We start from the raw sequence: 21,775 nt of genomic DNA on the forward strand, positions 1-21,775 counted from the left end.
GGGGAGATGCCCGGCAGGGCAGAGGGGGGCGCGAAAGAACGCCGGCCTTCGTTTCAATCTGTAGCAATCGCATATGGGCAAGTGCCCCCTCACCCGGATTGCCAACCGAATTGCGAAGGGCAATTCGGGGCAATCCGACCTCTCCCCGAAGGGAGAGGAGGTCGCCGGCGTTGACGCCAGCCTCTTCTCCCCAGCGGGGAGAAGGTGGCCGCGAAGCGGTCGGATGAGGGGGGCTCCCTATGCGATAGCCCTGCCGTTGGGGGGAGATCGCAGCTTCGGCCTCGGCGCTTCAAGCTCGCCTGTTTCGGCCATCAGCTCCTCACCCAAGCTAGCGCCCCCGCCCGCCTGACTCCACCTTTTGCTCGGCCGCAATCAGCATCTCGACGAAGCTGGTTACCTTGGGCGGGCGGAAGCGGGCGGCGGGGTAGACTGTGTAGATGCCGCCGGAGGGCAGCCGCCACTCGGGCAGGATCTGCACCAGCCGCCCGGCGGCCAGCTCGTCCCGCACCAAAAAGTCTGGCAGCACCGAGAGGCCGGCGCCGGCGCGGACCGCCGCCAGCACTGCCGGCGTTGCGTCGATTGAAATCGTTGCCTGCATGCGGACGGCCTGCTGCTCGTCGCCGCGCGAAAATTGCCATAGCAGCGGTTCGCGCAGCGCCATGTTGGCGACGAAGGGCAGCCCGGCAAGGTCTTGCGGTTCGCCGGCGGTGAAGCGGCCTTCAAACCCGGCGCCGCACACCATGAATTGTTGGAAGGTGCCGATGCGCCGCGCCTGCAGGCTGGAATCGGCCAGCCAGCCGACGCGGATGGCCACGTCGATGTGGCCGGAAACCAGGTCGATCGTCTCGTCGCCCAGCGTCAGCTCCACCCGGCAGGCGGGATAGCGCGCGCTGAAGGCGGCGACCACCGGCACCACCGCCGACGTGCCGTAGTCGTTGGACGCCGCGATGCGCAGCGTGCCGGTCGGCTCGGCGGCGGCCTGCGCGAGCTCGTCGAAGGCATCCTCGGCCTGCTGCAGAACCTGCAGGCAGCGGGCATGGAATGTCCGGCCGGCCTCGGTCGGATGGACGCGGCGCGTCGTGCGGATCAGCAGCGTCGTTCCGACATCGCGCTCCAGCCGCGCCACCTGCTGGCTGACCACCGCCTTGGTGATGCCCAGCCGCTCGGCGGCCCGCGTGAACGAGCCGGCATCGACCACCGCGGCGAAATAGGCCAGCCGGTTCAGGTTCATGCTTCGCTCATGGCAGAGGCAGCCTCATTGTCAGGCGAAAGCATACATTACGTCTATTTTGTCGGCCTTCAATATGCATTCCGCTTTTGCCATCTTGCGGGCATCGAGGCCGCCGAATTCCGCATTCCCAGGAGACATCCATGTTCACACGGAGAAGCATCATGAAAACCACCCTCGCCGCCGGCGCTGCCGCGGTCTTTGCTCCCGCCGGGCTTGGCCATGCGGCAGGCGGCCTTTCCTGGAAGCATTTTCCCGCCGGGGAAAACGGCTTCTTTCGCGCCCCGGTGCTGGTCTCCGGGGCCACTGAGGCCGTGCTGATCGATGGCGGTTTCACTTACCCCGACGGCCGGGCAGTGGCCGAGGCGATCAAGGCGACGGGCAAGACGCTCACCACCATCTATGTCAGCCAGTCCGACCCGGACTATTATTTCGGCCTCAAGCCGATCAGGCAGGCGTTCCCGCAGGCACGGGTGATCGCCGCAGCCGAGACGGTGGCCGCCATCAACGGCAATGTCGACAAGAAGCTCGCCGTCTGGGGGCCGCAGCTCAAGGAAAATGGCCCGCAGGCGCTGGCCGACGTCGTCATCCCCGAAGCGTTCGACGGCACGACGCTCAGCGTCGATGGCGAGAGCATCGAGATCGTCGCCGCGGAAGGCCTCGCCAACCGGCGCTATCTCTTCGTGCCGTCGCGGAACGCGGTGTTCGGCGGGGTGATGATCTTTGCCGGCGTGCATGTCTGGACCGCCGACACCCCGACCAAGGAACAGCGCGCCGCCTGGCTGGCCAATCTCGAAAAGATCGCGGCGCGCAAGCCGGCGATCGTCGTGCCCGGACACATGATGCCTGAGGCCGCTACGGACCTTTCAGGCGTCGAGCACACCAAGACCTATCTCATCGCCTTCGAGGAAGAACTGGCAAAAGCCAAGGACGCGGCCGCGCTGAAGAGCGCCATGGAAGCCCGCTTCCCCGGCCTCGGCATGGGCGTTGCGCTCGACATCGGCTCCAAGGTTGCCACCGGCGAGATGAAGTGGGGCTGAAATGGCCGCCAATCTCGACCCTCGAGGGGGAGATCGGAAGCTTCAGCCTCGGCGCTCGATCCTGCAATGCTGGTGATAGGCGAAAGCGCCGATGACAGCCAATCTCCCCCCTCGTGGGGGAGATGCCCGGCAGGGCAGAGGGGGGCGCGAATGAACGCCGGCCTTCGCGCCCAAACTTACCGCCCCTGCCCGCCTGATGTCGACACGCTCATGGGCCAGCGGGCGCTGACGCCAAGCGCTTGATTACGGTCATCCGCCGAGACGGTTGGTGCGCTTGCTGGCTTCGGCCTTGGCCCGCGCCTCGACCGCCCTTTCGATCTCGCGCTTCAGCTCGTCCTTGATCGCCGCCGTCTCGGCCATCAGCGCCTCGACCTTCATGAAATCGAGCACCCGGTATTTCGACACCGCCGGCCGGATCAGGATGTCGGGCCGGCTCTGGTTCAGCTTACTGGCGATGATCGACTGCATCATCAGCTGCGTGGCGCCGAACATCAGGTCGACGGAGGTCGGGAATTTGCGCCCGGCCTCGGTCGGCGCGCCGACCACGTCGACGGCGATGATGATGTCGGCGTCGAGCTCGATCAGATCGAACGGCACGGGATTGTAGATGCCGCCGTCGATCAGCAGCCTGCCGTCGCGCATCACCGGGCGGAACACCGCCGGGATCGCCGCCGAAGCGGCCAGCGCCGAATGCAGCTCGCCTTCGTCGAGCACCGCGAGCTTGTGGCCATAAAAGTCCGTTGCCGTCACCTTCAGCGGTATCTTCAATTCGGTGAAGGTTTCGGGAATGGCGTCGGGCAGGAATGCCTTGAGGATGCGCTCGACATTGAACTGGCTGACCCGCAGGCCGCCCTGCAACGCTTCGGCAAAGGTGCCGGGCCGCGCCCGCCACATGCGCGTCGCCACTTCGGCGCGGCGGCCGAGGATCGAGCGCGTATAGTCGTGAATGTCCTTGCCGGTCATGCCCGAGGCCATGCCGGCGCCCATGATGGCGCCGATCGACGAGCCAGCGATTGCCGCCGGCCTTATGCCCAGTTCGTCCAGCACCTCGATGACGTGGATATGCGCCAGCCCACGCGCGCCGCCGCCGCCAAAGGCGATGCCGAAGCTAGGGCTCATCCCTTGTTGGCCTCACCCAGCTTCGGCCCGACCACCATGACGGCCGGCTCGGCGGAGAGCAGCTTTTTCGCCGCTGCCTTGACCTGGTCCAGCGTCACCGCGTTTATCAGCGCGGCGCGGCGCTGCATGTAGTCGATGCCGAGCTTGCCGAGCTGGATCTCGACCAGCGTTGCGGCGATCGCGCCGGAGGAATTCAGATTGTTGATGGCATAGGCGCCGATCATGTATTTCTTGGTCGCCGCCAGCTCGGCTTCGGTCGGCCCCTCCTCGGCCATGCGCTTGACCACGTCGCGCACCACGGCCAGCGTCTCGGCCGCCCTGTCGGCGCGGGTCGAGGTGGTGATGGAAAGCGCCTCGGAATGCTGGTGGTCGACGAGGTCGGAGCTGACGCTATAGGCCAGGCCGCGCTTCTCGCGCACCTCGTCGAACAGCCGCGAGGTGAAAGTGCCGCCACCGAGGATCTCGTTCATCAGCACCGCGGCGAAGAAATCCGGCGCGTTCCGCTTCACGCCGGGATAGGCGAGTTGCAGCGAGGCCTGCGGCTGGTCGTAAACGACCTCGAGCTGCTGGCCAAGTTTCAGGTCGATGTCGGGAACGGGCGTAAGCGCCTGCTTTTCCGGCAGGCTGCCGAATACCAGGTCGAGCTTCTGCTTCAGCGTCTCGGCGTCGATGGCGCCGACCACCGCGACATGCAGACCGTCGCGGGCGAAATTCGCCTTGTGGAAAGCGCTGAGATCGGACGGCGTGATCGTCGCGATGCTTTGCCTGGTGCCCTGGTCCGGCCGCGCATAGGGATGCCTGCCGTAGATCGCGTCCAGCCATTTGCGCTGGGCGAGCGTATCGGGATCGCGCTCGTTGGCGATGATGCCGGACAGGATTTGCGCGCGGATGCGGTCGATCGGCACCTGGTCGAAGCGCGGCTGGTTGACCGCCACGCGCAGCAGGTCGAAGGCGCCGTCGCGCTGCTCGGCCAGCATGCGCATCGAGCCGTAGATTCCGTCGCGCTGCGCATCGAAGCTCATCTCGGCGCCGACATCGTCAAGCTTGACCTGGAAGGCCTCGCTGTCGAGGTCGCCGGCGCCTTCGTCGAACAGACCGCTCATCAGGTTGGCAAGCCCTTCCTTACCGGGCGGATCCTGCGTCGCGCCGCCATCGAAGACGAAGCGGATGGCGACGATCGGCACCGAATAATCCTCCACCAGCCAGGCGGTGATGCCCTTCGACGAGGTCACCTCCTGGATGTTCATGGCAGCACGAGCCGAAAGCGCCGGCAGGATGAGGAAGACGAGGGAGAGGATGAGGGTCGCTAGAAGAGGGCCGGAGCGCGCGTGCTTCCCTTCTCCCCTTGTGGGAGAAGGTGGATCGGCGCGAAGCGCCGAGACGGTTGAGGGGTGTTGGACGGAGTGCCGTTGGTGCCAAGCTGGAACACCCCTCATCCGACCGAGCTTTGCTCGGCCACCTTCTCCCACAAGGGGAGAAGGGGAGGAGCCCGGGGGAGAAGGCAGAGCGGGACCGTGCTGGTTCATCATCACATCAATTCCCAGCCTGGGTTTGCGGCAGAAGATAGCCGGTCGTTGCGTGGTCGAGATTGAGATAGCGGGCAGCGACCGCCTTGACCTGGTCGGCGGTGACCTTGCGGATGCGGTCGGGCCATTGCTGGACGTCCTGGACGTTGCCGCCGGTGGCGAGCGTCGAGCCGTAGATGTTGGCCATGTCCTCCTGCTTGTCGCGGGCAAAGATCATCGAGCGGACGAAACGGTCCTTGGATTTTTCCAGCTCATCGCTTGTGACGCCGTCTTTCGCGATGCGGGCGATCTCGACGTCTACCGCGGCCTCGACGTCTGCAAGCTTGGCATCGCCGCGCGGCGCGCCATAGACGGTGAAATTGGTGTCGTCGAGCATGGTGCCCTGGAAGAAGGCGCCGGCCGCGGCGGCTATCCCTTGCCTGACGACAAGCTCCTGGTAGAGCCGGCTGCGGTTGCCGCCGCCGAGGATTTCGGACAGCACGTCGAGCGCTTCGGCTTCGCCGGGCTTTGCCGTGTGATAGGACGGAACCACCCACTGCGTCGTAAAGCTCGGCACGCTGACGCGCCCGTCGGTCAGCGTCACCGTGCGCCTGGTGTTCTGCTCGGGCTCGATCGGGCGGATCCGCGGCGGCAGATCCGGGCCGCGCGCGATCTTGCCATAGGTCTTTTCGGCCAGCGCCTTGACCGTTTCCGGCTCAACATCGCCGGCCACCACCAGCACGGCGTTATTGGGCGTATAATATTTGTTGTAGAAGGCCATCGCGTCGGTGCGGTTCAGCTTCTCCATCTCCTGCATCCAGCCGATGACCGGGATGCGGTAGGGCTGGTTCTGCCACAGCGTGGCGTCGATCTCCTCGTCGAGCACCGCCTGCGGATTGGAGTCGATGCGCGAGCGGCGCTCCTCGAGGATGACGTCGCGCTCGGTCTTGATGACATCGTCGTTGAGGATGAGATTGCGCATGCGGTCGGCCTCGAAGCCCATCATCTCACCGAGCGCCTGCGGCACCACTGTCTCATGAAAAGCGGTGTAGTCGTAGGAGGTGAAGGCGTTGTCCGAGCCGCCGATGGCGGCGACGGCGCGATCGAGCTCGCCGGCCGCATGGTTGCTGGTCGCCTTGAACATCAAATGCTCGAAGAAATGGGCAATGCCGGATTTGCCCGGCGGCTCGTCGGCGCTGCCGATCTTGTACCAGACCATATGGGTGACGATCGGGGCGCGGTGGTCGGGGATGACGACGACCTCCATGCCGTTGTCGAGCAGGAAATCCGTCACCGCGCCATCGTCGGGATTGTTGTCCGCCAGAGCCGGCGCGGCCATCACCAGGGCCAGTCCCAAGAGCGTTCCGCGCAGCCATTCAGCCTGAAATGTCATAGATGGCTCCGGTTTGGGGTGGAACGATAGGCGGGGTTGCTGGTCGAGGCAAAGCGAATTGTTCGTCATTTTGAAGGCGCTGCTTCCTCGCCAATTGCGGGGCCTCACCCAACCTCGATGAAGCGGATGACCGTCTCGCCATAGTTGCGCTCGTCGACAACCGAAAAGCCCGGCCCCGCCTCGAACGTCGCCGCCGCCGCTTCTTCGACGACGCAGAGCGCGCCGGGGGCGAGCCAGCCGCCGGCCTTGGCCGAGCGCAAAGCGCGTTCGCCAAGGCCTTTGCCATAGGGCGGATCAGCAAAGACGAGGCCGAATGCGGCAATGGTGCCCGCCTCGCCCAAGGCCGTCGCGTCGCGACGGAAGATCTTGGTGCGGCCGGTGAGGCCGAAAGCCTCGACATTGGTGCGGATCAGGCCGCGCCCTTCGGCGGATTCCTCGATGAAGACAGCATAGGCAGCGCCGCGCGACAGCGCTTCGAGGCCGAGCGCGCCGGTGCCGGCGAACAGGTCGAGCACGCGCGCGCCGTTCAGTTTTTCGGGAAAGCGATGCGCCAGCACGTTGAAGACCGCCTCACGCGTGCGGTCGGTCGTCGGGCGGATGGCAAAGGTGCGGGGCGTCGCCAGCGGACGCCCGCGAAGCTCACCGCCGACGATCCGCATTGCTTCCTTTCGGGCCGCCACGCGGCCGGTCGCCACCGCTATCCGAACGTTCGCCACGAGGCTTGCCGAACGGCTTTGCACCGCCGGGCTTGCCATAAGACGGCTTGAAAGCGGCCTTGCGCGCCTTGTTTTCCGCCGCCTTGGCGGCGTCTGCCTCCGCCCTGCCCTTGCCGATCGGCCGCGCCCCCGGCGCCATCCAGACATTGGCCTTGCGCTGGCCCGGCGGTTCGATCGGCCGCTGCTCGCGTTCGGATTTCTTGCCGCCGAAGCCGCCACGGGGTTTGTCCCCGAAGTCGCCGCGTTCAGGTTTGGCGCCACGCTCGCCAAAGCTCCTCTCCGGTTTTGTCGACAGCTTGCCGAGCGCTTCGTCGCGGCTGCCTTCGCGGCGCTTGCGGTTCTTGATCAGGCCGCCCTCGCCGATCGGACGGCGTTCGCCGTCACGGGTGAATTTCGGCCGCTCGGGCTCCTCCTCCCGCTCACGCCTGACCGGCTTGTTGGAAAACGGCTTGGCGATATCGGCGTCGAAATTGGCACCGGACTCTTCGACCAGGCGCTCGCCGAGCTGGTCGCGCAGCACGCGGCCCTTGATCTCCAACACATGGCCTTCCGGCAAATCGTCGAGCTGGAACGGCCCGTAGGAAATGCGGATAAGCCGCGTCACGTCGAGACCGAGCGAGCCCAGGATGTTCCTGACCTCACGGTTCTTGCCTTCCCGCAGGCCGAGCGTCAGCCAGGCATTCGAACCCTGCTCGCGGTCCAGCGTCGCCTCGATGGCGCCATAAAAGACACCGTCAACGGCAATGCCTTCGCGCAGGCCCGCGAGCGCGCTTTCCTCGACCTTGCCGTGGACGCGCACGCGGTAGCGCCGCAGCCAGCCGGTCGCCGGCAGTTCGAGCACGCGCGACAGGCCGCCATCATTGGTGAGCAGCAGCAGCCCTTCGGTGTTGATGTCGAGCCGGCCGATGGTCATCAGCCGCGGCAGCCCGGGGGGCAGCACGTCGAAGACGGTCTTGCGGCCTTCGGGATCGCGGTTGGTGGTGACCACGCCGGCCGGCTTGTTGAACAGGAACAGCCGCGTGCGCTCGATCGGCGGGATCTCCATGCCGTCGAGATGGATGATGTCGCCGGGCATCACGTTGAAGGCCGGCGAGGTCAGCGACCTGCCGTTGACCTTGACGCGGCCGGCCGCGATCAGTTCCTCGGCATCGCGGCGCGAGGCCAGGCCGGCACGCGCCAGCCGCTTGGCAATGCGTTCGCCGGCTTCTTCCGTTGCCTCGACGCGACGCGGACGCGGCTTGAAGCCGCCCTCCGATGCCGCCTGTGCCCTTTGTGCCCCTTGCGGCCGATCGCCGCCAAAATCACGCTTAGGACGATCCCCGAAGTCACGCTTGGGACGGTCGAAGCGCTTGTCGCCGTGCTCGCCTTCGGCAGCGGCCGGCCGGTCGCCGCGGGGCGCGTAGGGCTTGCGCGGACCTTCGCGCTTCTCATAAGGCTTGCCCTCCGGACGCGGCCCTTTGCTGAATGGCCTCTCGCTGCCTTTGAAGTCGCGCTTCGGCCGCTCGCCTTCGGCAGCTGCTGGCCGGTCGCCGCGCGGTGCATAAGGCTTGCGTGGACCTTCGCGCTTCTCATAAGGCTTGCCTTCCGGACGCGGCCCTTTGCTGAACGGCCTGTCGCCTTCGCGCTTCGGCTTGAAGTCACGCTTCGGCCGTTCGCCTTCGGCCGCCGCCGGCCGATCGCCGCGCGGTGCATAAGGCTTGCGTGGACCTTCGCGCTTCTCATAAGGCTTGCCTTCCGGACGCGGCCCTTTGCCGAACGGCCGGTCGCCTTCGCGCTTCGGCTTGAAGTCGCGTTTCGGCCGTTCGCCTTCGGCCGCCGCCGGCCGATCGCCGCGCGGAGTGTAGGGTTTTTTGACGCCGAAGGACGGCTTGCCACCCTTGCCGGGAGCGCCATCGCGACCACGCGGCCCCGCCGGTTTCGGGCCGGCCTTGCGCGGGAATTTCTTGTTTTTGTCGTCCATGTGGCCTTTGCTCGTTTGCGCGGGTAGTAACAGGATCGCGCTCTAGTGGCGAGGAGATAATCGGAATGGAAACCGCGTGAGGCGGCAGGATTTCATGGCGCTGGCGCTGAAAGAAGCCGAAGCCGCCGCCCTGCGTGGCGAGGTGCCGGTTGGCGCGGTCGTCGTCGGCGGCGATACGGTCGTTGCGAGTGCCGGCAACCGCACCCGCGAGTTCGCCGATCCGACCGCCCATGCCGAGATGCTGGCGATCCGCGAGGCCTGCCGCAAGCTTTCCAGCGAGCGGCTCAGCGGCCACGATCTCTATGTGACGCTGGAGCCGTGCACCATGTGCGCCGGCGCCATCTCTTTCGCCAGGCTGCGCCGGCTCTATTTCGGCGTCGCCGACGAGAAGGGCGGCGCAGTCGTCAATGGCGTTCGCTTCTTCACGTCACCGACCTGCCATCATGTGCCCGACATCTATCCTGGCATGGCCGAGAACGCTGCAGCAGCATTGCTGAAGGACTTTTTTCGCGAGCGACGCGGACCCTGATTTTCCTGGTTCGGCAGATCCAAGTCAGCCAATCCAGTTCAGCCAATCCAGGCCAGAACGTCTCTGGCGCCGTCAGTCTACCAGGGCAGCCAGTCGAACATGCCGCTGCTCTTGCTCTTGGCGGCCGCCTCCCTTTTGAGGCGGCGTTCCTTCTTGTACTCGTCCTCGCCGAGGTCACCCTGCGGCGCAGTGTCGGCGGCAGCGCGGTATTGCACCGGCGGCTCGCTCAGATATCTGCGGGTGGTCGGGTCGCCCTGTTTGCCTTCAGCCCGGCGGCGCATGATTTCCGCGGCGCGGTCCTTGTCCGAATCGGCCGGAGTCCAGGCTGGCGGGTGGCTCGAGCCCGACTGCTTCAGCGCGGCCTTGACCGACGCCGGATCCGTCTGCACGTCATCGATGACCTGCGCCTGGTAGGCCGGGTCGTCCTGATGCAGGGTGGCATCGGCGCGCAGGCGGGCACGGCGCTGCTCCGGCGATTCGGGCCATTCGGCACTCGCCGTCTCGATGCTTTCCTGCGGCGGCGGCAAGACTTCCTTCTGCCCCGGCCCTGGCTTCACCAGCGTGGGGCGCGGCTTGTAGTCGATACTATCCTTGCGTTTGGGTGCGAAGGAAAAAGCCCCGGTGAGGTCGCCGGCAAGCTGCGCGCCCGCGGTCTTGTCGGTCCCGTAGGTGGGCGAGCCCATGCAGCCGGACAAGGCGAGGCTCGATACGACAAGCGGCGCCAGCAGCGCGACGCGCGCGTAAGTTCTCTCGGTCATGCCAAAAAGTCCCACTGTAGACAGCCTCTCGATTGCCGCCGGCCAAAGAAAGGTCCGGCCCCCATCGCCTATGCTCTTCCGACGGAATTCCGGCGACAATTTGTCGTCCGGAGTTTCGCGTGTTTACCTCAACCACTCGTTAAGGGCAACGCACGGGGGCCGATCGGCCGCCCGCCGTGGCAATTGTGCACCGCCTTAAAGGCGGCTCAAAGCCTTCAGCTCATGCAGGACAGCTGCGTCACGGGCCGAAACATCCGGGAATTCCGGATCTGAGCCGACATCGGCGGTGTAGCGCCAGGAGCGTGCGCATTTCACCAGGCCGCGGTCCTCCGCCTTCTCGACGACCACGGCGACGCCTTTGACATCGTCGAGGGTAAAGCCGCCCGCCGGCGCCTTGCCGTGCGCGATAACCAGATCGCTGGTGATCGCCATCTCGGCCATGTCGACATCGGCGATCGCCGCTTCGAGTAGGGCATCGTCGAGAGTGACGACCGGCACCGCTTCCAGCGAAGAGCCGATGACCTTCTGCGCGCGGGCGATCTCCAGCGCGCCGGTGACGACACGGCGGACCTGCCGCACCTTGCGCCACTTCTCCGCCAGCGCCTCGTCCTTCCAGTCCGCCGGGATCTCCGGGAACTGGTCGAGATGCACCGAGACGACATCCGGATGACGGTCGAGCCAAGCCTCTTCCATGGTGAAAGGCAGCATCGGCGCCAGCCATTTCACCAGACAGTCGAAGAGATGGCGCACCACCTGCACGGAAGCCTTGCGCTTCACGCTGGAAGGCGCTTCGCAGTAGAGCGCATCCTTGCGGATATCGAAATAGAAGGCCGACAGCTCGATCACCATGAAGTCGAGCAGCGCGCGGGTGATGCGCTTGAATTCGAAGGCGTCGTAGCCCGAGCGTACGACTTCATCGAGCTCGGCGAGCCGGTGCAGCATCAGCCGCTCCAGCTCCGGCATCTTGTCCAGCGGCACCTCCTCGCCATCGTCATGGGCGAGCGTGCCCAGCATCCAGCGGATGGTGTTGCGCAGCTTGCGGTAGGCGTCGATGTTGGTCTGCAGCACGTTTTTGCCGAGCCGCTGGTCTTCCCAATAATCGGTCGTCACCACCCACAGCCGCAAGATGTCGGCGCCGGACTGTTTGATGACGTCCTGCGGCACGACGGTGTTGCCGAGCGACTTCGACATTTTCCGCCCCTCCTCATCCATGGTGAAGCCATGGGTGACGACGGTTTCGTAGGGCGCCCTGCCCCTGGTGCCGCAGCTTTCGAGCAGCGAGGAGTGGAACCAGCCGCGATGCTGATCGGAGCCTTCGAGATAGACGTCGGCCGGCCATTTCAGGTCGGGCCGGTCCTCAAGCGTGAAGGCATGCGTCGAGCCTGAATCGAACCAGACATCGAGGATGTCCATCACCTGCTGCCATTTCGAGGCATCGTGATTGCCGAGGAAACGCTCCTTGGCGCCGGCGGCGAACCAGGCGTCGGCACCTTCCTTCTCGAAGGCGTCCATGATGCGCTGGTTGACTGCCTCGTCGCGCAGGACATTGCCGTCGGCATCGGCAAAGACGGCGATCGGCACGCCCCAGGCGCGCTGGCGCGACAGCACCCAGTCAGGGCGCTCCTCGATCATGGCGCGGATGCGGTTCTGGCCGGCGGCGGGTACGAAACGGGTATCGTCGATGGCTTTCAGGGCGCGGCTGCGCAGCGTCGTGCCGTCGCCAAGCTCCTTGTCCATATAGACGAACCATTGCGGCGTGTTGCGGAAGATGATCGGCTTCTTCGAGCGCCAGGAATGCGGATAGGAGTGCTTCAGCCGGCCGCGCGCGAACAGCGCGTTTCGCTTGATCAGCTCGTCGATGACGGCCTGGTTGGCGTTGCCCTTCTTGCCATCGTCGTCGATAACGCGCGCCGCTCCACCCTCGCGGTCCGGCCCGAAGCCCGGCGCGTCCTTGGTGAAGAAGCCGGCATCGTCGACGGTGAAGGGGATCGCGGTGTCGATGCCACGCTGGCGAAGATCAGAGGCGGCATCCATCCAGGCGTCGAAGTCTTCTCGGCCGTGTCCCGGCGCGGTGTGGACGAATCCGGTGCCCGCATCGTCGGTGACATGATCGCCGGCCAGCATCGGCACAGGGAATTCGTAGCCACCACCCAGACTTTTGAGGGGATGCGAAAGCGTAAGATTTTCAAGCTCTTCGGCGCCAACGCTGCGAAGACGATTCAGGGTGACGTTGGCCTTCGCGGCAGCGTCGTCTGCAAGTTTCTCGGCAAAGATCAGCTTTTCGCCGGGCTGGGGGCCAAAGGCGTTCTCGGCCGCCGTGACCTCGTAGAGACCATAGTTGATGCGCGGCGAGTAATTGACGGCGCGGTTGCCGGGGATGGTCCACGGCGTCGTGGTCCAGATGACGACGTTGGCATCAAGCAGATCGAGCGACGTCTGCGTCAGCTTGGGATCCAGGGCTGGCTGCCCATCATCGATGTTGATGACCTGGCGAGCGAGGCTGACGACCGGAAACTTCGCCCAGATCGTGTCCGACTCATAGTCCTGGTATTCGACCTCCGCCTCGGCCAGCGCGGTGCGCTCGACCACACTCCACATCACCGGCTTGGAGCCGCGATAGAGCTGGCCGGACATGGCGAATTTCAGCAGCTCGCCGGCGATGCGCGCCTCGGCGTGGAAAGCCATCGTCGCATAGGGATTGTCGAAGTCGCCGACGACGCCGAGGCGCTGGAATTCGGAACCCTGCACCTTGATCCAGTGCGCCGCAAACTCGCGGCATTCCTGCCGGAACTCGTTGACCGGCACCTCGTCCTTGTTCTTGCCCTTGGCGCGGTACTGCTCTTCGATCTTCCATTCGATCGGCAGGCCGTGGCAATCCCAACCGGGTACATAGTTCGAGTCATAGCCGCGCATCTGGAATGAGCGGGTGATGACGTCCTTGAGGATCTTGTTCAGCGCATGGCCGATATGAATGTTGCCATTGGCATAGGGCGGGCCGTCGTGCAGCACGTATTTTTCGCGGCCGGCTGCGTCTTCGCGCAGCTTGCGGTAAAGGTCCATATCCTGCCAGCGCTTGACCAGCAGCGGTTCCTTTTCCGGCAAACCGGCGCGCATCGGAAAATCCGTCTGCGGCAGGTAGAGCGTTTTGGAATAGTCGATCGTCTCGGCGGTCTCGGTATCAGTCATTCGTCTGCCATATGCGTTGCCCGTCGGCAAAAGAGCCCGGGCGTTGAACTATCATGATCTGGAAAAAGCGCGAGAGGCCGCGCGCAAGATTCCCGGCGGCTCCGGCGGCGGTCAAGCCGCCCGGAACACCGGGCCTGTAATTCGTATCGCAGTCGCGAGAAGGCGCGAAAAGCTCGTCATGGCTGGGCTTTTAACTGAGACAGGCGATGTTGAAAAGCCCGAACTCTGATGCTTCCGCTAGGAGCGTACACCAATTGCGCCTATGTTTGTCGGTAGATGGCGTCGAGAGACCAGCATCTTCGGTTTGCATTTCACAGTTTAGCGCGCTGGAAGGACGGAATGTGACCCTGACGACTACCGAGTCCGCCTTGCGACTTGAACGCATTTCAACGATGGCGAATCGCGTTTTTGGCAACCATGAAAAGGCGCAACGCTGGCTGCGTAAGCGAAGTCGGGTTCTCAACGACGCGCCCATCGATCTCCCTCAGTCTGCAACAGGTGCCACGCTTGTGGAAGAGGAACTCAACCGGATCGGCTACGGCATAGTCGTCTGAGCCTTGCGGCTCTCCGTCGTGCACAACCCGCCCGCTCACATCGAGAAATCGAAGCGATAGGTCGTCGACACGCCGATCATGAACTGATCCCTGGAGCCCCGCTCCTTGACCAGGCTGGAATCGGCGGCCGGGCCCATCAGGCGGGAATATTCGCCGAACAGACTGGCCGTCATCGGCTCGGTCACCTTCCAGGTCACCGCGCCGCCCAGGCCCGCAGATTTCACCCCGCCGCCTGGATGATATTCGCTCAGCCCCGAGGCCAGTGACTCCTTGGCATCAACGCCATAATAGGCGTCGAAATAGTCCGATGAGGCGAATGAAACGCGCGGCCCGCCGGAAATCCTGACGTCGGGCGTCACATCGTAAAAGGCGTCGGCGGCGATGTCGGCGACAAAGCCGTTATGGGCGCGAATGCCGTGCCGCAATTCGGCGCGGGCACGCAGCCAATCCAAAGGATAGAATTCGAAGAAGCCGCCAGCCTCGCCGCCCCAGCGCACCGGGTCGAGACCCTTCAATTCGTCGGCGTCACCACCATCGCGGGAAAACAGGAACTTGCCTGTCAGGCCGGCGCGGACGCCGCCATCGTCGATCAATGCCAATGAGATATTGTCGTTGCGCGAGTTGAAGCGCGCCGCGGGACCAGCCTTGCCGAGCGAGATGATCGGCGAGGCGCTGAGCAGGTACTTCTTGCCGCCCTCGAAATTCGGCGCGACCATGCCGGTGGCGCCGACCGTCAGGTACCAGTCTCCGGACAGCCAGCCGAAGGTGCCCTCGCCGGCCTTGGCAACGCCGCAGGTGCCGAGCATGAATGCGGCCAAGACCGTCGGGATCGTCGGGACTGACCGCATCGTTACTCCATACGTCGAACGCATTGGCCGATACAACCAGCCTTCATCCAAGCCATGGCGCCATTTCGGTAAAATTTGACTTAATATCCGTAACATTGGCGGCGTTGGCCCTGTTTTCCGCATAGCAACGAATCGTATTGGCGCACCAAGATCCCAGATCAAGACGTCTGGAATGCGCCAGCAGTTGCCTCGGCAAGGGTTATAAATACTCGTGGACAAACATGCCCGCGCTGTGAAGAGCGCGGCGACCGGCACTCAACCGCGCATTCCAAACCGGCCAAGCGTGAATCATATGCGGCCAAATTTCGAGACGTACTTTGACGTCAGTCGCGCCAGCGGCTTCCGCGAGCCGAGTTGCGTCCGACAACAGCGTCTCGGCCGAACCGACTTGTATAAGCATTGGGGGAAATCCGCTCAGATCGGCGAACAACGGCGAGATCAGGGGATCGCGCCGACCAACGCCATTGGGAACATAGGCGGTTGCCAGTTCCTCCAGATACGCCCGGTGGATGATGGGGTCGATTGCGTCCTTGGTTGATAGTGTCGCGCCGGACATCGAAAGGTCCGTCCAGGGCGAAACCAGCCAAAGACATCGCGGCAACGGCTCGCCTGCCGCGCGCAGTATACTGACCAGGCACAGGGTGAGGTTGCCGCCCGCACTGTCTCCGCCAACCACGATGCGATCCGGCGCGATGCCTTGCCGCCTCAGAAAGCGCCATGCGGTGAGTGCGTCTTCATGTTGCGCAGGGAAAGGATGTTCCGGTGCGCGTCGATAGTCGATCGCGACAGTGCGCATTCCCATTGCTCGACCTGCCTCTGTCACCATTCGACGATGACTTTTAAGAGAGCCGGAGCAGTAGCCACCACCGTGGAAAAACAGCAAAACCTTATCCCTGTCACTCCCAGGCGCCAGGGACCACTCTCCCTCGAGGCCATCGAAAACCACATCCCCGCATCGGATGTCCTCGGCAATCGGCCACACCGAACCAACCTCGTCGAGCCGTGCCCGGCGTTCGTCCCAGCGGACCGTTCGTGGCTTTGAGGTCAACAACCTGCGGACGGCGTTGATCTCCGTCAGATCGGGGTGTTCGTCCACATCGCCCATTTTGCTTCCCTAGCCTCATCAAGCGTAGAAAACGGCGTACAGCAGCAGCCACACGTCATCGATAAATGGCCAATGCCAGCGCTGGGGATTTTTCGTTACACTTGCGTCATGGCGAATACACGAGACGGCGGGTCGCCCCTAAACCCACTCGTCATCTTTAGCACTCCCCTCGCATATGGTCGAATATTCCATCTGATATTTGGCCTCTTCGGGACAAAGCGGAAGTGTGGCAAGCGGATCGCTCGGGGCGTGGCGCTCGCAGCCTGCTCGCTGGACGGGCAAGGCGATCGGCGCTACCTTCCGGAACAAAGAAGCTAGGCAACTTTGAGGGAGAAGGGCGATGACACTGCACGGCGACGCCTTGAAAGACGCCATTGGCCAGACGCGGGCGAAGTGGGGATGGTTCATCGCACTCGGCGTGTTGCTGCTGATCTTCGGCGGCATCGCCTTCGGCAATCTGTTCATCGCAACCGTTGCCTCCGTCTTTGTCGTGGGCTGGCTGATGCTGATGGCCGGCGTTGTCGAGATCATCCATGCCTTCGGTGTGAAGACATGGGGCCGCTTCTTCTATTGGCTGCTCAGCGGCCTTCTCTACGCCGTCGCCGGCTTCTTCGCCTTCGACAATCCGGTCCTCGCCTCGACGGTGCTGACTTTCCTCCTGGCGGTTGCGCTCCTTGCTTCAGGCGTGCTCAGGGCCTGGGTCGGCTACAGCCACCGGCCGCAGCCGGGCTGGGGCTGGGTGGTCGCGGCCGGCATCATCAGCGCGCTGGCTGGCCTGGTCATCGCCATGGGCTGGCCCGTCAACAGCGTGTGGGTGCTCGGCCTGTTCCTGGCCATCGACCTGATCTTCCAGGGCTGGACCTTCATCGCCGTCGGCTTGGCGCTGAAAAAGTAGATTCAGAAAGCCACGGCCGCGTCGAGCCCGGAAAGCGGCCTGACGCCGGCGAGCAGTGCCCTCGCCTCGGCCTCGTCGCGCTTCATCTGTGCGACCAGCGCATCAAGCCCGTCGAACTTCACCTCCGAACGCAGGTAGCCGAAAAAGGACACGGCACAAATCTCGCCGTAGAGATCGCCGGAAAAGTCGAACACAAAAGTCTCCAGCAATGGTGCGCCATTGTCGTCGACCGTCGGCCGGCGGCCGAAGCTGGCGACGCCATCATGAAGCGAGCCGTCGGCGCGGCGGAAGCGGACTGCATAAATTCCTTCCTTCAGGGTGGCTTCCGGCGAAAGCCTCATGTTTGCGGTCGGAAAGCCGAGTGTCCGGCCGAGCTGCTGGCCGCCGATCACCTCCGCCTCGACGGTGAAACGGTAGCCGAGCAGGCCGGCGGCCTCGGCCACATTGCCCTCGCACAGCAGCGTGCGAATGCGGCTCGACGACACCACCTCGGCGCTTTCGTCGCGGAAGGCATCGACCAGCGTGACGCCGAAGCCGTGGCGCTCGCCGGCCGCCATCAGATAGGCCGGGCCGCCTTGGCGGTCCTTGCCGAAATGGAAATCGAAGCCGGTGACGGCGTGGCTTATGCCGAGGTTGCGCTCGAGCACGCCGGTGACGAAAGCCTCCGCCGACAAGGAGGCGAACTCGCGTGTGAACGGCTGCTCGACCAGCGCCGCAAAGCCCAGATGCGACAGCAGCCGCGCCTTCATCGGCGGCGGCGTCAGCACGAACAGCGGCATGTCCGGCCTGAACACTTTTCGCGGATGCGGCACGAAGGTCAGCACCAGGGCAGGTACGCCGCGACGCTCCGCTTCGGCGCGCGCGCGTTCGAGCACCGCCTGGTGGCCGCGGTGGACGCCGTCGAAATTGCCGATCGCCACCACGCCGCCGCGCAGATGGGCCGGCAGCGGTGCGGTTGCGGAAATGCGTTCGAACATTGCCGTCATAGCTTGAACCTATTGCAGTCTGGGCCTGAACTTATTGCAGTCTGGGAATCACCGCGACCGGCCTGTAGCCGTATTTTTCGAGAAAGGCCGCGAGCCTGGCCGGGTCTGGCTGCAGCGCTTCACCGTAATCGCGGGCATGGATGCCGCCCGATACGTAGAGCACGTCGAAGCCATTGTCGGCCGCGCCCTTGATGTCGGTCATCATGCCGTCGCCGATGGCCAGAACTTGCGAACGCTCGACCGTGCGGCCGAGAATGACGGCGATCTCTTTCATGGCGACCTCATAGACCGGCGCATAAGGTTTCCCGGCGATCAGCGTGCGCCCGCCAAGCTGCGCGTATTCGCGGGCCAAAGCCCCTGCGCACCAGATCATACGTTCGCCGCGCTCGACCACGATGTCGGGATTGGCGCAGATGAAGGGCAGGTTCCTGGCACGCAGCCGCCGCAGAAGATCGGCATAATCTTCCGGCTTCTCCACCTCGTCATTGAACAAGCCGGTGCAGACCACGCCGGATGCTTCGAACTCCTCGACAAGCTCGACGTCGAGACCATCATAGAGCGTGAAATCTCGATCGGCGCCTATGTGGAAGATCTTTCGCGGCCCTTCGGCGATCAAGTCGCGGGTCACGTCGCCGGACGTCACGACACGATCGTAGGCGGCGGAAGGAACACCGATGGCGTTCATCTGCGCCACCACGTCGGCGCTGCGACGCGGCGAATTGGTGATCAGCACGACAGGTATTTTCGCCGCGCGAGCAGCGATCAGCGCGGCAGCAGCCGCGGGGAAATGCCATTCGCCATTGTGCACCACGCCCCAGACATCGCACAGGATGGCTGAATAGGCTCCCGACAGGTCTGCGAGCGAACCGATGATGTCGGGCGAATCCGCCATGCCGTTGTCCCTGTACTATGATGCTTGCAAGCGCCGCGACCGACGGTCCGTAGCGGCCGGCCCGGATTAACCGAAGCGCTTCGCTCTGTCACCAGCTTTCGTTGTGCCCGCAAGATTGCCGCCCGGGGCGCCGGCGGGTAAGTGATGGCGAAAGCTTTTCTTTTCCAGCGCCTTATCCGCTTTTAGCGACTTTGCCGCGGAGAGCGCGGAGCGGCATTGCCGATTGCGGACGTGTGGTTAACGGGGATTGAAAATCCGTACCGACCTTGGACGTATTTTAGCAATCGGAAATTTAAAAATGCGTGGCATCGTCCGGGAAAAATAGGGAGGGGCGGGAATGCTGAAGGCAATAATCGGAAAATTCCGACACGACAGACGTGGCAACTACTCCTTAATGACTGCAATCACCATTGTGCCGCTGATGGCCGGTCTGGCGCTCAGTGTCGATTACGGGGAGTTGCTGCGCCAAAAGCACGAAACGCTGAACGCACTTGATGCGGCCGGCCTCGCCGCCGCCCAGCAGATCGTCGCCGGCGCCAGCGACGACGACGTCAAGGCCTACGCCAAGACATTTTTCGAAACCAATCTCGCACGTATCGACCCGGCGAACACAGCGCTGACCGTCACGCTGCCCAACAACAACGCCGGCGGCGGCACCTTGAAGCTCTGCGCCAGCCTCACCTTCCACCCCTATTTTCTCCCGGCCGCCAGCCTGCTGATCGGCGGCACGGCAAGCGACACGACCTTGACCGAATGTTCGGAACTCCGCCTCAAGAACACCCTCGAAGTCGCGCTTGTGCTGGATAATTCGGGCTCGATGAGCGATCTCGGCTCCGGCACCGGCGAGAAGCGAATAGACCTGCTGAAGTCGGCCGCAAAGCAGCTTGTCGATACGCTGGCGCTTCAGGCGCAGCAGATGAAGCAGATCACCAAACCGGTTCAGTTTTCGCTCGTGCCGTTTGCGGCCTCGGTCAATATCGGCCCTACCCACGACCAGGACGGCTGGATGGATCAGGACGGCATCTCCCCAATCCAGCATGAAGATTTCGACTGGACGACGATGAGCGCCGCCAACAATCCGGACAAATATGCCGAGAAGCTCAATGGCATCTGGTACAAGCGCGGCACCGGCTGGGGCGAGACCAAGGACCAGCCGCTGACGCGTTTCAGCCTCTACGCCGACATGACGGTCGAATCGGGCCGCGAAGAGGTACCCAATTCGAAGCAATATGTCTGCGACACATACAAGAAGAACGGCACCTGCCAGTACGGCCATTGGAGCGCACCGGAATATATCTATACGACGAGCCGCTATGCGAGCTGGCAAGGTTGCGTCGAGGCACGGCCATATCCCTACAATGTCGACGACACCACGCCCGACACAGCCGCGCCGGCCACGCTTTTCGTGCCGATGTTCGCCCCGGATGAGGCTGGCACTCTGTGGCTCGATTTCAACCGTGACGGCATCAACGACGTCATCAGCACGTCTTACAATTACGGCAACAACTGGTGGGCCGATTGGCCCTATGTCGCCGGTCCTACCGCTTCGCAGCGACAGTCTGACATGCGCAAATATTTCCTGGTGAAACCGTACGGTTCGCAATCCGCAGCCGCGGGTGATGGGCCGAATTCCTCCTGCACCACCAACCCGATCACGCCGTTGAAGGACGTCAGCCAGGACGCCGAGAAGCAGGAGATCAAGGATGCCATCGACGCCATGGCGCCGAACGGAAACACCAACGTACCGGAGGGACTTGCCTGGGGCTGGCGAACGGTATCGAGCAACCCACCGTTCACCGATGGCCGGCCGAACAGCGAGAGGGGCAACGACAAGGTGGTCGTGGTGCTGACCGACGGAGCCAATACCTATAGCGCCGTCAGCGACGGCAGCTACGCCAACAACAGGTCGACCTACGCCGCCTACGGCTACACTGGCCTGACCTATCCGGGATCTGGAAGCGTGACCCGCCTGTTCATGAATACCAGCACCGATATCGGCAAGACGACCTATACCGGTGCCAACTACACGGCAGCACTCGACGAGCAGATGAAAACGCTCTGCGCCAATGCAAAGAATTCGAACATTCTGGTGATGACGGTGGCGCTCGACCTGTCGCCCACAGATACTGGCGACAAGAAGGCGATCGATGCGCTGAAGGCGTGTTCCTCGGATTCGCGCTTCCGCAAGGATCCGGCCGACCCGAGCAAGCCGGCCAAGCTGTTCTGGAATGCGACGGGCGCGACGCTGTCCGACAATTTCAAGGAAATCGCCAACGAATTGTCGAACCTGCGCATCGTCGGCTGAAGGCGATGGGATTGGCGACGTAAAGGCAGAGGGGCGCAGCGCGCTGGCGCAAAGGCTCCTGCCCTCATGCCCTTGCGGGTGGGGGAAGCATGTGGTGAGTGTCCCCATCCGGAGATACGCTCTTGCCTGAACCCGCCAACCATCTCGCCTTCGCGCTGGTCTGCCTCGGCATGGTGCTGACGCCCGGCCCGAACATGATCTATCTGATCTCGCGCTCGCTGTCGCAAGGGCCGAAGGCCGGGCTGATTTCGCTGGGCGGCGTGGCGCTCGGTTTTTTATTCTACGTGCTGTCGGCGGCGTTCGGTATCACAGCGCTGCTGCTCGCGGTGCCCTTCGCCTATGACGTGCTGCGCCTTGCCGGCGCGCTCTATCTGCTGTGGCTTGCCTGGCAAGCGGTGAAGCCGGGCGGGCGCTCGCCCTTCCAGATCCGCGAACTGCCTAAGGACAGGCCGCGCAAGCTGTTCGCCATGGGCCTGATGACCAACCTGCTCAACCCGAAGGTGGCAGTGCTCTATCTGTCGCTGCTGCCGCAGTTCATCAGCCCCGGCAAGGGCCACGTGCTGTCGCAGCTTCTGGTGCTCGGTGCCACGCAGGTCGCCATCAGCCTGACCGTCAACGCCATCATCGCGGTGACGGCCGGCTCGATCGCCATCTTCCTCGCCGGGCGGCCGCTATGGCTGGTGATCCAGCGCTGGATGATGGGCACGGTGCTGACCGCGCTGGCCGTCAAGATGGCAACCGACGCGCAACGCTGAT

Annotated in this window: 19 protein-coding genes; 7 read left to right on the forward strand and 12 right to left on the reverse strand. The window is 63.9% G+C overall.

Translation table 11 applies throughout. The features are described 5' to 3' along the window. Nucleotides 1-328 precede the first annotated feature (328 nt). Nucleotides 329-1,231: a LysR family transcriptional regulator gene (locus NKI01_RS06220; RefSeq protein WP_352962273.1), complete on the reverse strand. Its 903-nt coding sequence runs from the start codon at nt 1,229-1,231 to the stop codon at nt 329-331. Between the two features lie 140 nt (nt 1,232-1,371). Here NKI01_RS06220 and NKI01_RS06225 point away from each other — a divergent pair, with 140 nt between their 5' ends. After that, nucleotides 1,372-2,268 (forward strand): MBL fold metallo-hydrolase, encoded by an 897-nt coding sequence (locus NKI01_RS06225; protein ID WP_352962277.1) that lies wholly within the window; start codon nt 1,372-1,374, stop codon nt 2,266-2,268. A gap of 249 nt (nt 2,269-2,517) precedes the next feature. Here NKI01_RS06225 and NKI01_RS06230 read toward each other — a convergent pair whose 3' ends face one another. The 5 genes from NKI01_RS06230 to NKI01_RS06250 all read right to left on the reverse strand — a co-directional run bounded on the left by NKI01_RS06230 (nt 2,518) and on the right by NKI01_RS06250 (nt 8,961). After that, a complete protein-coding gene (locus NKI01_RS06230; protein ID WP_352962281.1) occupies nt 2,518-3,387 on the reverse strand; it encodes a patatin-like phospholipase family protein in 870 nt (289 codons plus the stop codon). Next, nucleotides 3,384-4,634, reverse strand: coding sequence for a M16 family metallopeptidase (locus tag NKI01_RS06235; protein ID WP_352495532.1), 1,251 nt, complete (start codon nt 4,632-4,634; stop codon nt 3,384-3,386). The genes NKI01_RS06230 and NKI01_RS06235 overlap by 4 nt, the downstream gene beginning before the upstream one ends. Before the next feature lie 286 nt (nt 4,635-4,920). Next, nucleotides 4,921-6,285 carry a M16 family metallopeptidase gene (locus tag NKI01_RS06240; protein WP_352962285.1) on the reverse strand — a complete coding sequence of 455 codons (1,365 nt, stop codon included), beginning with the start codon at nt 6,283-6,285 and terminating at the stop codon, nt 4,921-4,923. Nucleotides 6,286-6,389: 104 nt separating this feature from the next. After that, nucleotides 6,390-6,944, reverse strand: a complete 555-nt coding sequence (rsmD, locus tag NKI01_RS06245) for a 16S rRNA (guanine(966)-N(2))-methyltransferase RsmD (RefSeq protein WP_352849091.1) — start codon at nt 6,942-6,944, stop codon at nt 6,390-6,392. Continuing rightward, complete coding sequence (locus NKI01_RS06250) at nt 6,925-8,961, reverse strand: pseudouridine synthase (protein ID WP_352962289.1); 2,037 nt, start codon at nt 8,959-8,961, stop codon at nt 6,925-6,927. Before NKI01_RS06250 ends, rsmD begins: the two co-directional genes overlap by 20 nt. A 76-nt stretch (nt 8,962-9,037) precedes the next feature. On the opposite strand from NKI01_RS06250, the gene NKI01_RS06255 reads away from it, so the two are divergent. Next, nucleotides 9,038-9,490, forward strand: a complete 453-nt coding sequence (locus NKI01_RS06255) for a nucleoside deaminase (protein WP_023717130.1) — start codon at nt 9,038-9,040, stop codon at nt 9,488-9,490. A gap of 77 nt (nt 9,491-9,567) precedes the next feature. Here NKI01_RS06255 and NKI01_RS06260 read toward each other — a convergent pair whose 3' ends face one another. Further along, complete coding sequence (locus NKI01_RS06260) at nt 9,568-10,248, reverse strand: hypothetical protein (protein ID WP_023717129.1); 681 nt, start codon at nt 10,246-10,248, stop codon at nt 9,568-9,570. A gap of 195 nt (nt 10,249-10,443) precedes the next feature. After that, on the reverse strand, nt 10,444-13,434 hold the full coding sequence (gene ileS, locus NKI01_RS06265; RefSeq protein WP_352962292.1) for an isoleucine--tRNA ligase: 2,991 nt from the start codon (nt 13,432-13,434) through the stop codon (nt 10,444-10,446). Between the two features lie 43 nt (nt 13,435-13,477). Between ileS and NKI01_RS06270 the strand changes: the two genes are divergently transcribed. Both NKI01_RS06270 and NKI01_RS06275 read left to right on the forward strand, forming a co-directional pair. Continuing rightward, nucleotides 13,478-13,663, forward strand: a complete 186-nt coding sequence (locus NKI01_RS06270) for a hypothetical protein (protein WP_023717127.1) — start codon at nt 13,478-13,480, stop codon at nt 13,661-13,663. Between the two features lie 112 nt (nt 13,664-13,775). Continuing rightward, on the forward strand, nt 13,776-13,988 hold the full coding sequence (locus NKI01_RS06275) for an antitoxin Xre/MbcA/ParS toxin-binding domain-containing protein (protein WP_352495538.1): 213 nt from the start codon (nt 13,776-13,778) through the stop codon (nt 13,986-13,988). Nucleotides 13,989-14,023: 35 nt separating this feature from the next. Here NKI01_RS06275 and NKI01_RS06280 read toward each other — a convergent pair whose 3' ends face one another. Next, nucleotides 14,024-14,836: a MipA/OmpV family protein gene (locus NKI01_RS06280; RefSeq protein WP_023717125.1), complete on the reverse strand. Its 813-nt coding sequence runs from the start codon at nt 14,834-14,836 to the stop codon at nt 14,024-14,026. A 199-nt stretch (nt 14,837-15,035) separates the two neighbouring features. Next, a complete protein-coding gene (locus NKI01_RS06285) occupies nt 15,036-15,941 on the reverse strand; it encodes an alpha/beta hydrolase (protein WP_352962295.1) in 906 nt (301 codons plus the stop codon). 340 nt (nt 15,942-16,281) lie between these two features. On the opposite strand from NKI01_RS06285, the gene NKI01_RS06290 reads away from it, so the two are divergent. Further along, the gene (locus tag NKI01_RS06290; RefSeq protein WP_352962298.1) at nt 16,282-16,836 is read left to right on the forward strand and encodes an HdeD family acid-resistance protein; all 555 of its coding nucleotides are present in this window, start codon (nt 16,282-16,284) and stop codon (nt 16,834-16,836) included. Nucleotides 16,837-16,838: 2 nt separating this feature from the next. On the opposite strand, the gene NKI01_RS06295 is transcribed toward NKI01_RS06290, so the two are convergent. Continuing rightward, complete coding sequence (locus NKI01_RS06295; RefSeq protein ID WP_352962301.1) at nt 16,839-17,822, reverse strand: bifunctional riboflavin kinase/FAD synthetase; 984 nt, start codon at nt 17,820-17,822, stop codon at nt 16,839-16,841. Between the two features lie 31 nt (nt 17,823-17,853). Further along, a complete protein-coding gene (locus NKI01_RS06300; protein WP_352859359.1) occupies nt 17,854-18,714 on the reverse strand; it encodes a TIGR01459 family HAD-type hydrolase in 861 nt (286 codons plus the stop codon). A gap of 337 nt (nt 18,715-19,051) precedes the next feature. Between NKI01_RS06300 and NKI01_RS06305 the strand changes: the two genes are divergently transcribed. Then, complete coding sequence (locus NKI01_RS06305) at nt 19,052-21,019, forward strand: pilus assembly protein TadG-related protein (RefSeq protein ID WP_352909496.1); 1,968 nt, start codon at nt 19,052-19,054, stop codon at nt 21,017-21,019. Nucleotides 21,020-21,141: 122 nt separating this feature from the next. Next, entirely contained in the window at nt 21,142-21,774 is a 633-nt protein-coding gene (locus NKI01_RS06310; RefSeq protein ID WP_023674336.1) for a LysE family translocator, read from the forward strand. The last annotated feature ends 1 nt before the right edge of the window (nt 21,775 follow it).

This window comes from Mesorhizobium sp. M0815, assembly GCF_040319995.1.
GTDB lineage: Bacteria > Pseudomonadota > Alphaproteobacteria > Rhizobiales > Rhizobiaceae > Mesorhizobium.

Coding starts and splice junctions, on each gene's coding strand:
- NKI01_RS06220 (WP_352962273.1), bottom strand. CDS start 1,231: ATGAACCTGAACCGGCTGGCCTATTTCGCCGCGGTGGTCGATGCCGGC.
- NKI01_RS06225 (WP_352962277.1), top strand. CDS start 1,372: ATGTTCACACGGAGAAGCATCATGAAAACCACCCTCGCCGCCGGCGCT.
- NKI01_RS06230 (WP_352962281.1), bottom strand. CDS start 3,387: ATGAGCCCTAGCTTCGGCATCGCCTTTGGCGGCGGCGGCGCGCGTGGG.
- NKI01_RS06235 (WP_352495532.1), bottom strand. CDS start 4,634: ATGAACATCCAGGAGGTGACCTCGTCGAAGGGCATCACCGCCTGGCTG.
- NKI01_RS06240 (WP_352962285.1), bottom strand. CDS start 6,285: ATGACATTTCAGGCTGAATGGCTGCGCGGAACGCTCTTGGGACTGGCC.
- rsmD (WP_352849091.1), bottom strand. CDS start 6,944: ATGCGGATCGTCGGCGGTGAGCTTCGCGGGCGTCCGCTGGCGACGCCC.
- NKI01_RS06250 (WP_352962289.1), bottom strand. CDS start 8,961: ATGGACGACAAAAACAAGAAATTCCCGCGCAAGGCCGGCCCGAAACCG.
- NKI01_RS06260 (WP_023717129.1), bottom strand. CDS start 10,248: ATGACCGAGAGAACTTACGCGCGCGTCGCGCTGCTGGCGCCGCTTGTC.
- ileS (WP_352962292.1), bottom strand. CDS start 13,434: ATGACTGATACCGAGACCGCCGAGACGATCGACTATTCCAAAACGCTC.
- NKI01_RS06280 (WP_023717125.1), bottom strand. CDS start 14,836: ATGCGGTCAGTCCCGACGATCCCGACGGTCTTGGCCGCATTCATGCTC.
- NKI01_RS06285 (WP_352962295.1), bottom strand. CDS start 15,941: ATGGGCGATGTGGACGAACACCCCGATCTGACGGAGATCAACGCCGTC.
- NKI01_RS06290 (WP_352962298.1), top strand. CDS start 16,282: ATGACACTGCACGGCGACGCCTTGAAAGACGCCATTGGCCAGACGCGG.
- NKI01_RS06295 (WP_352962301.1), bottom strand. CDS start 17,822: ATGACGGCAATGTTCGAACGCATTTCCGCAACCGCACCGCTGCCGGCC.
- NKI01_RS06300 (WP_352859359.1), bottom strand. CDS start 18,714: ATGGCGGATTCGCCCGACATCATCGGTTCGCTCGCAGACCTGTCGGGA.
- NKI01_RS06305 (WP_352909496.1), top strand. CDS start 19,052: ATGCTGAAGGCAATAATCGGAAAATTCCGACACGACAGACGTGGCAAC.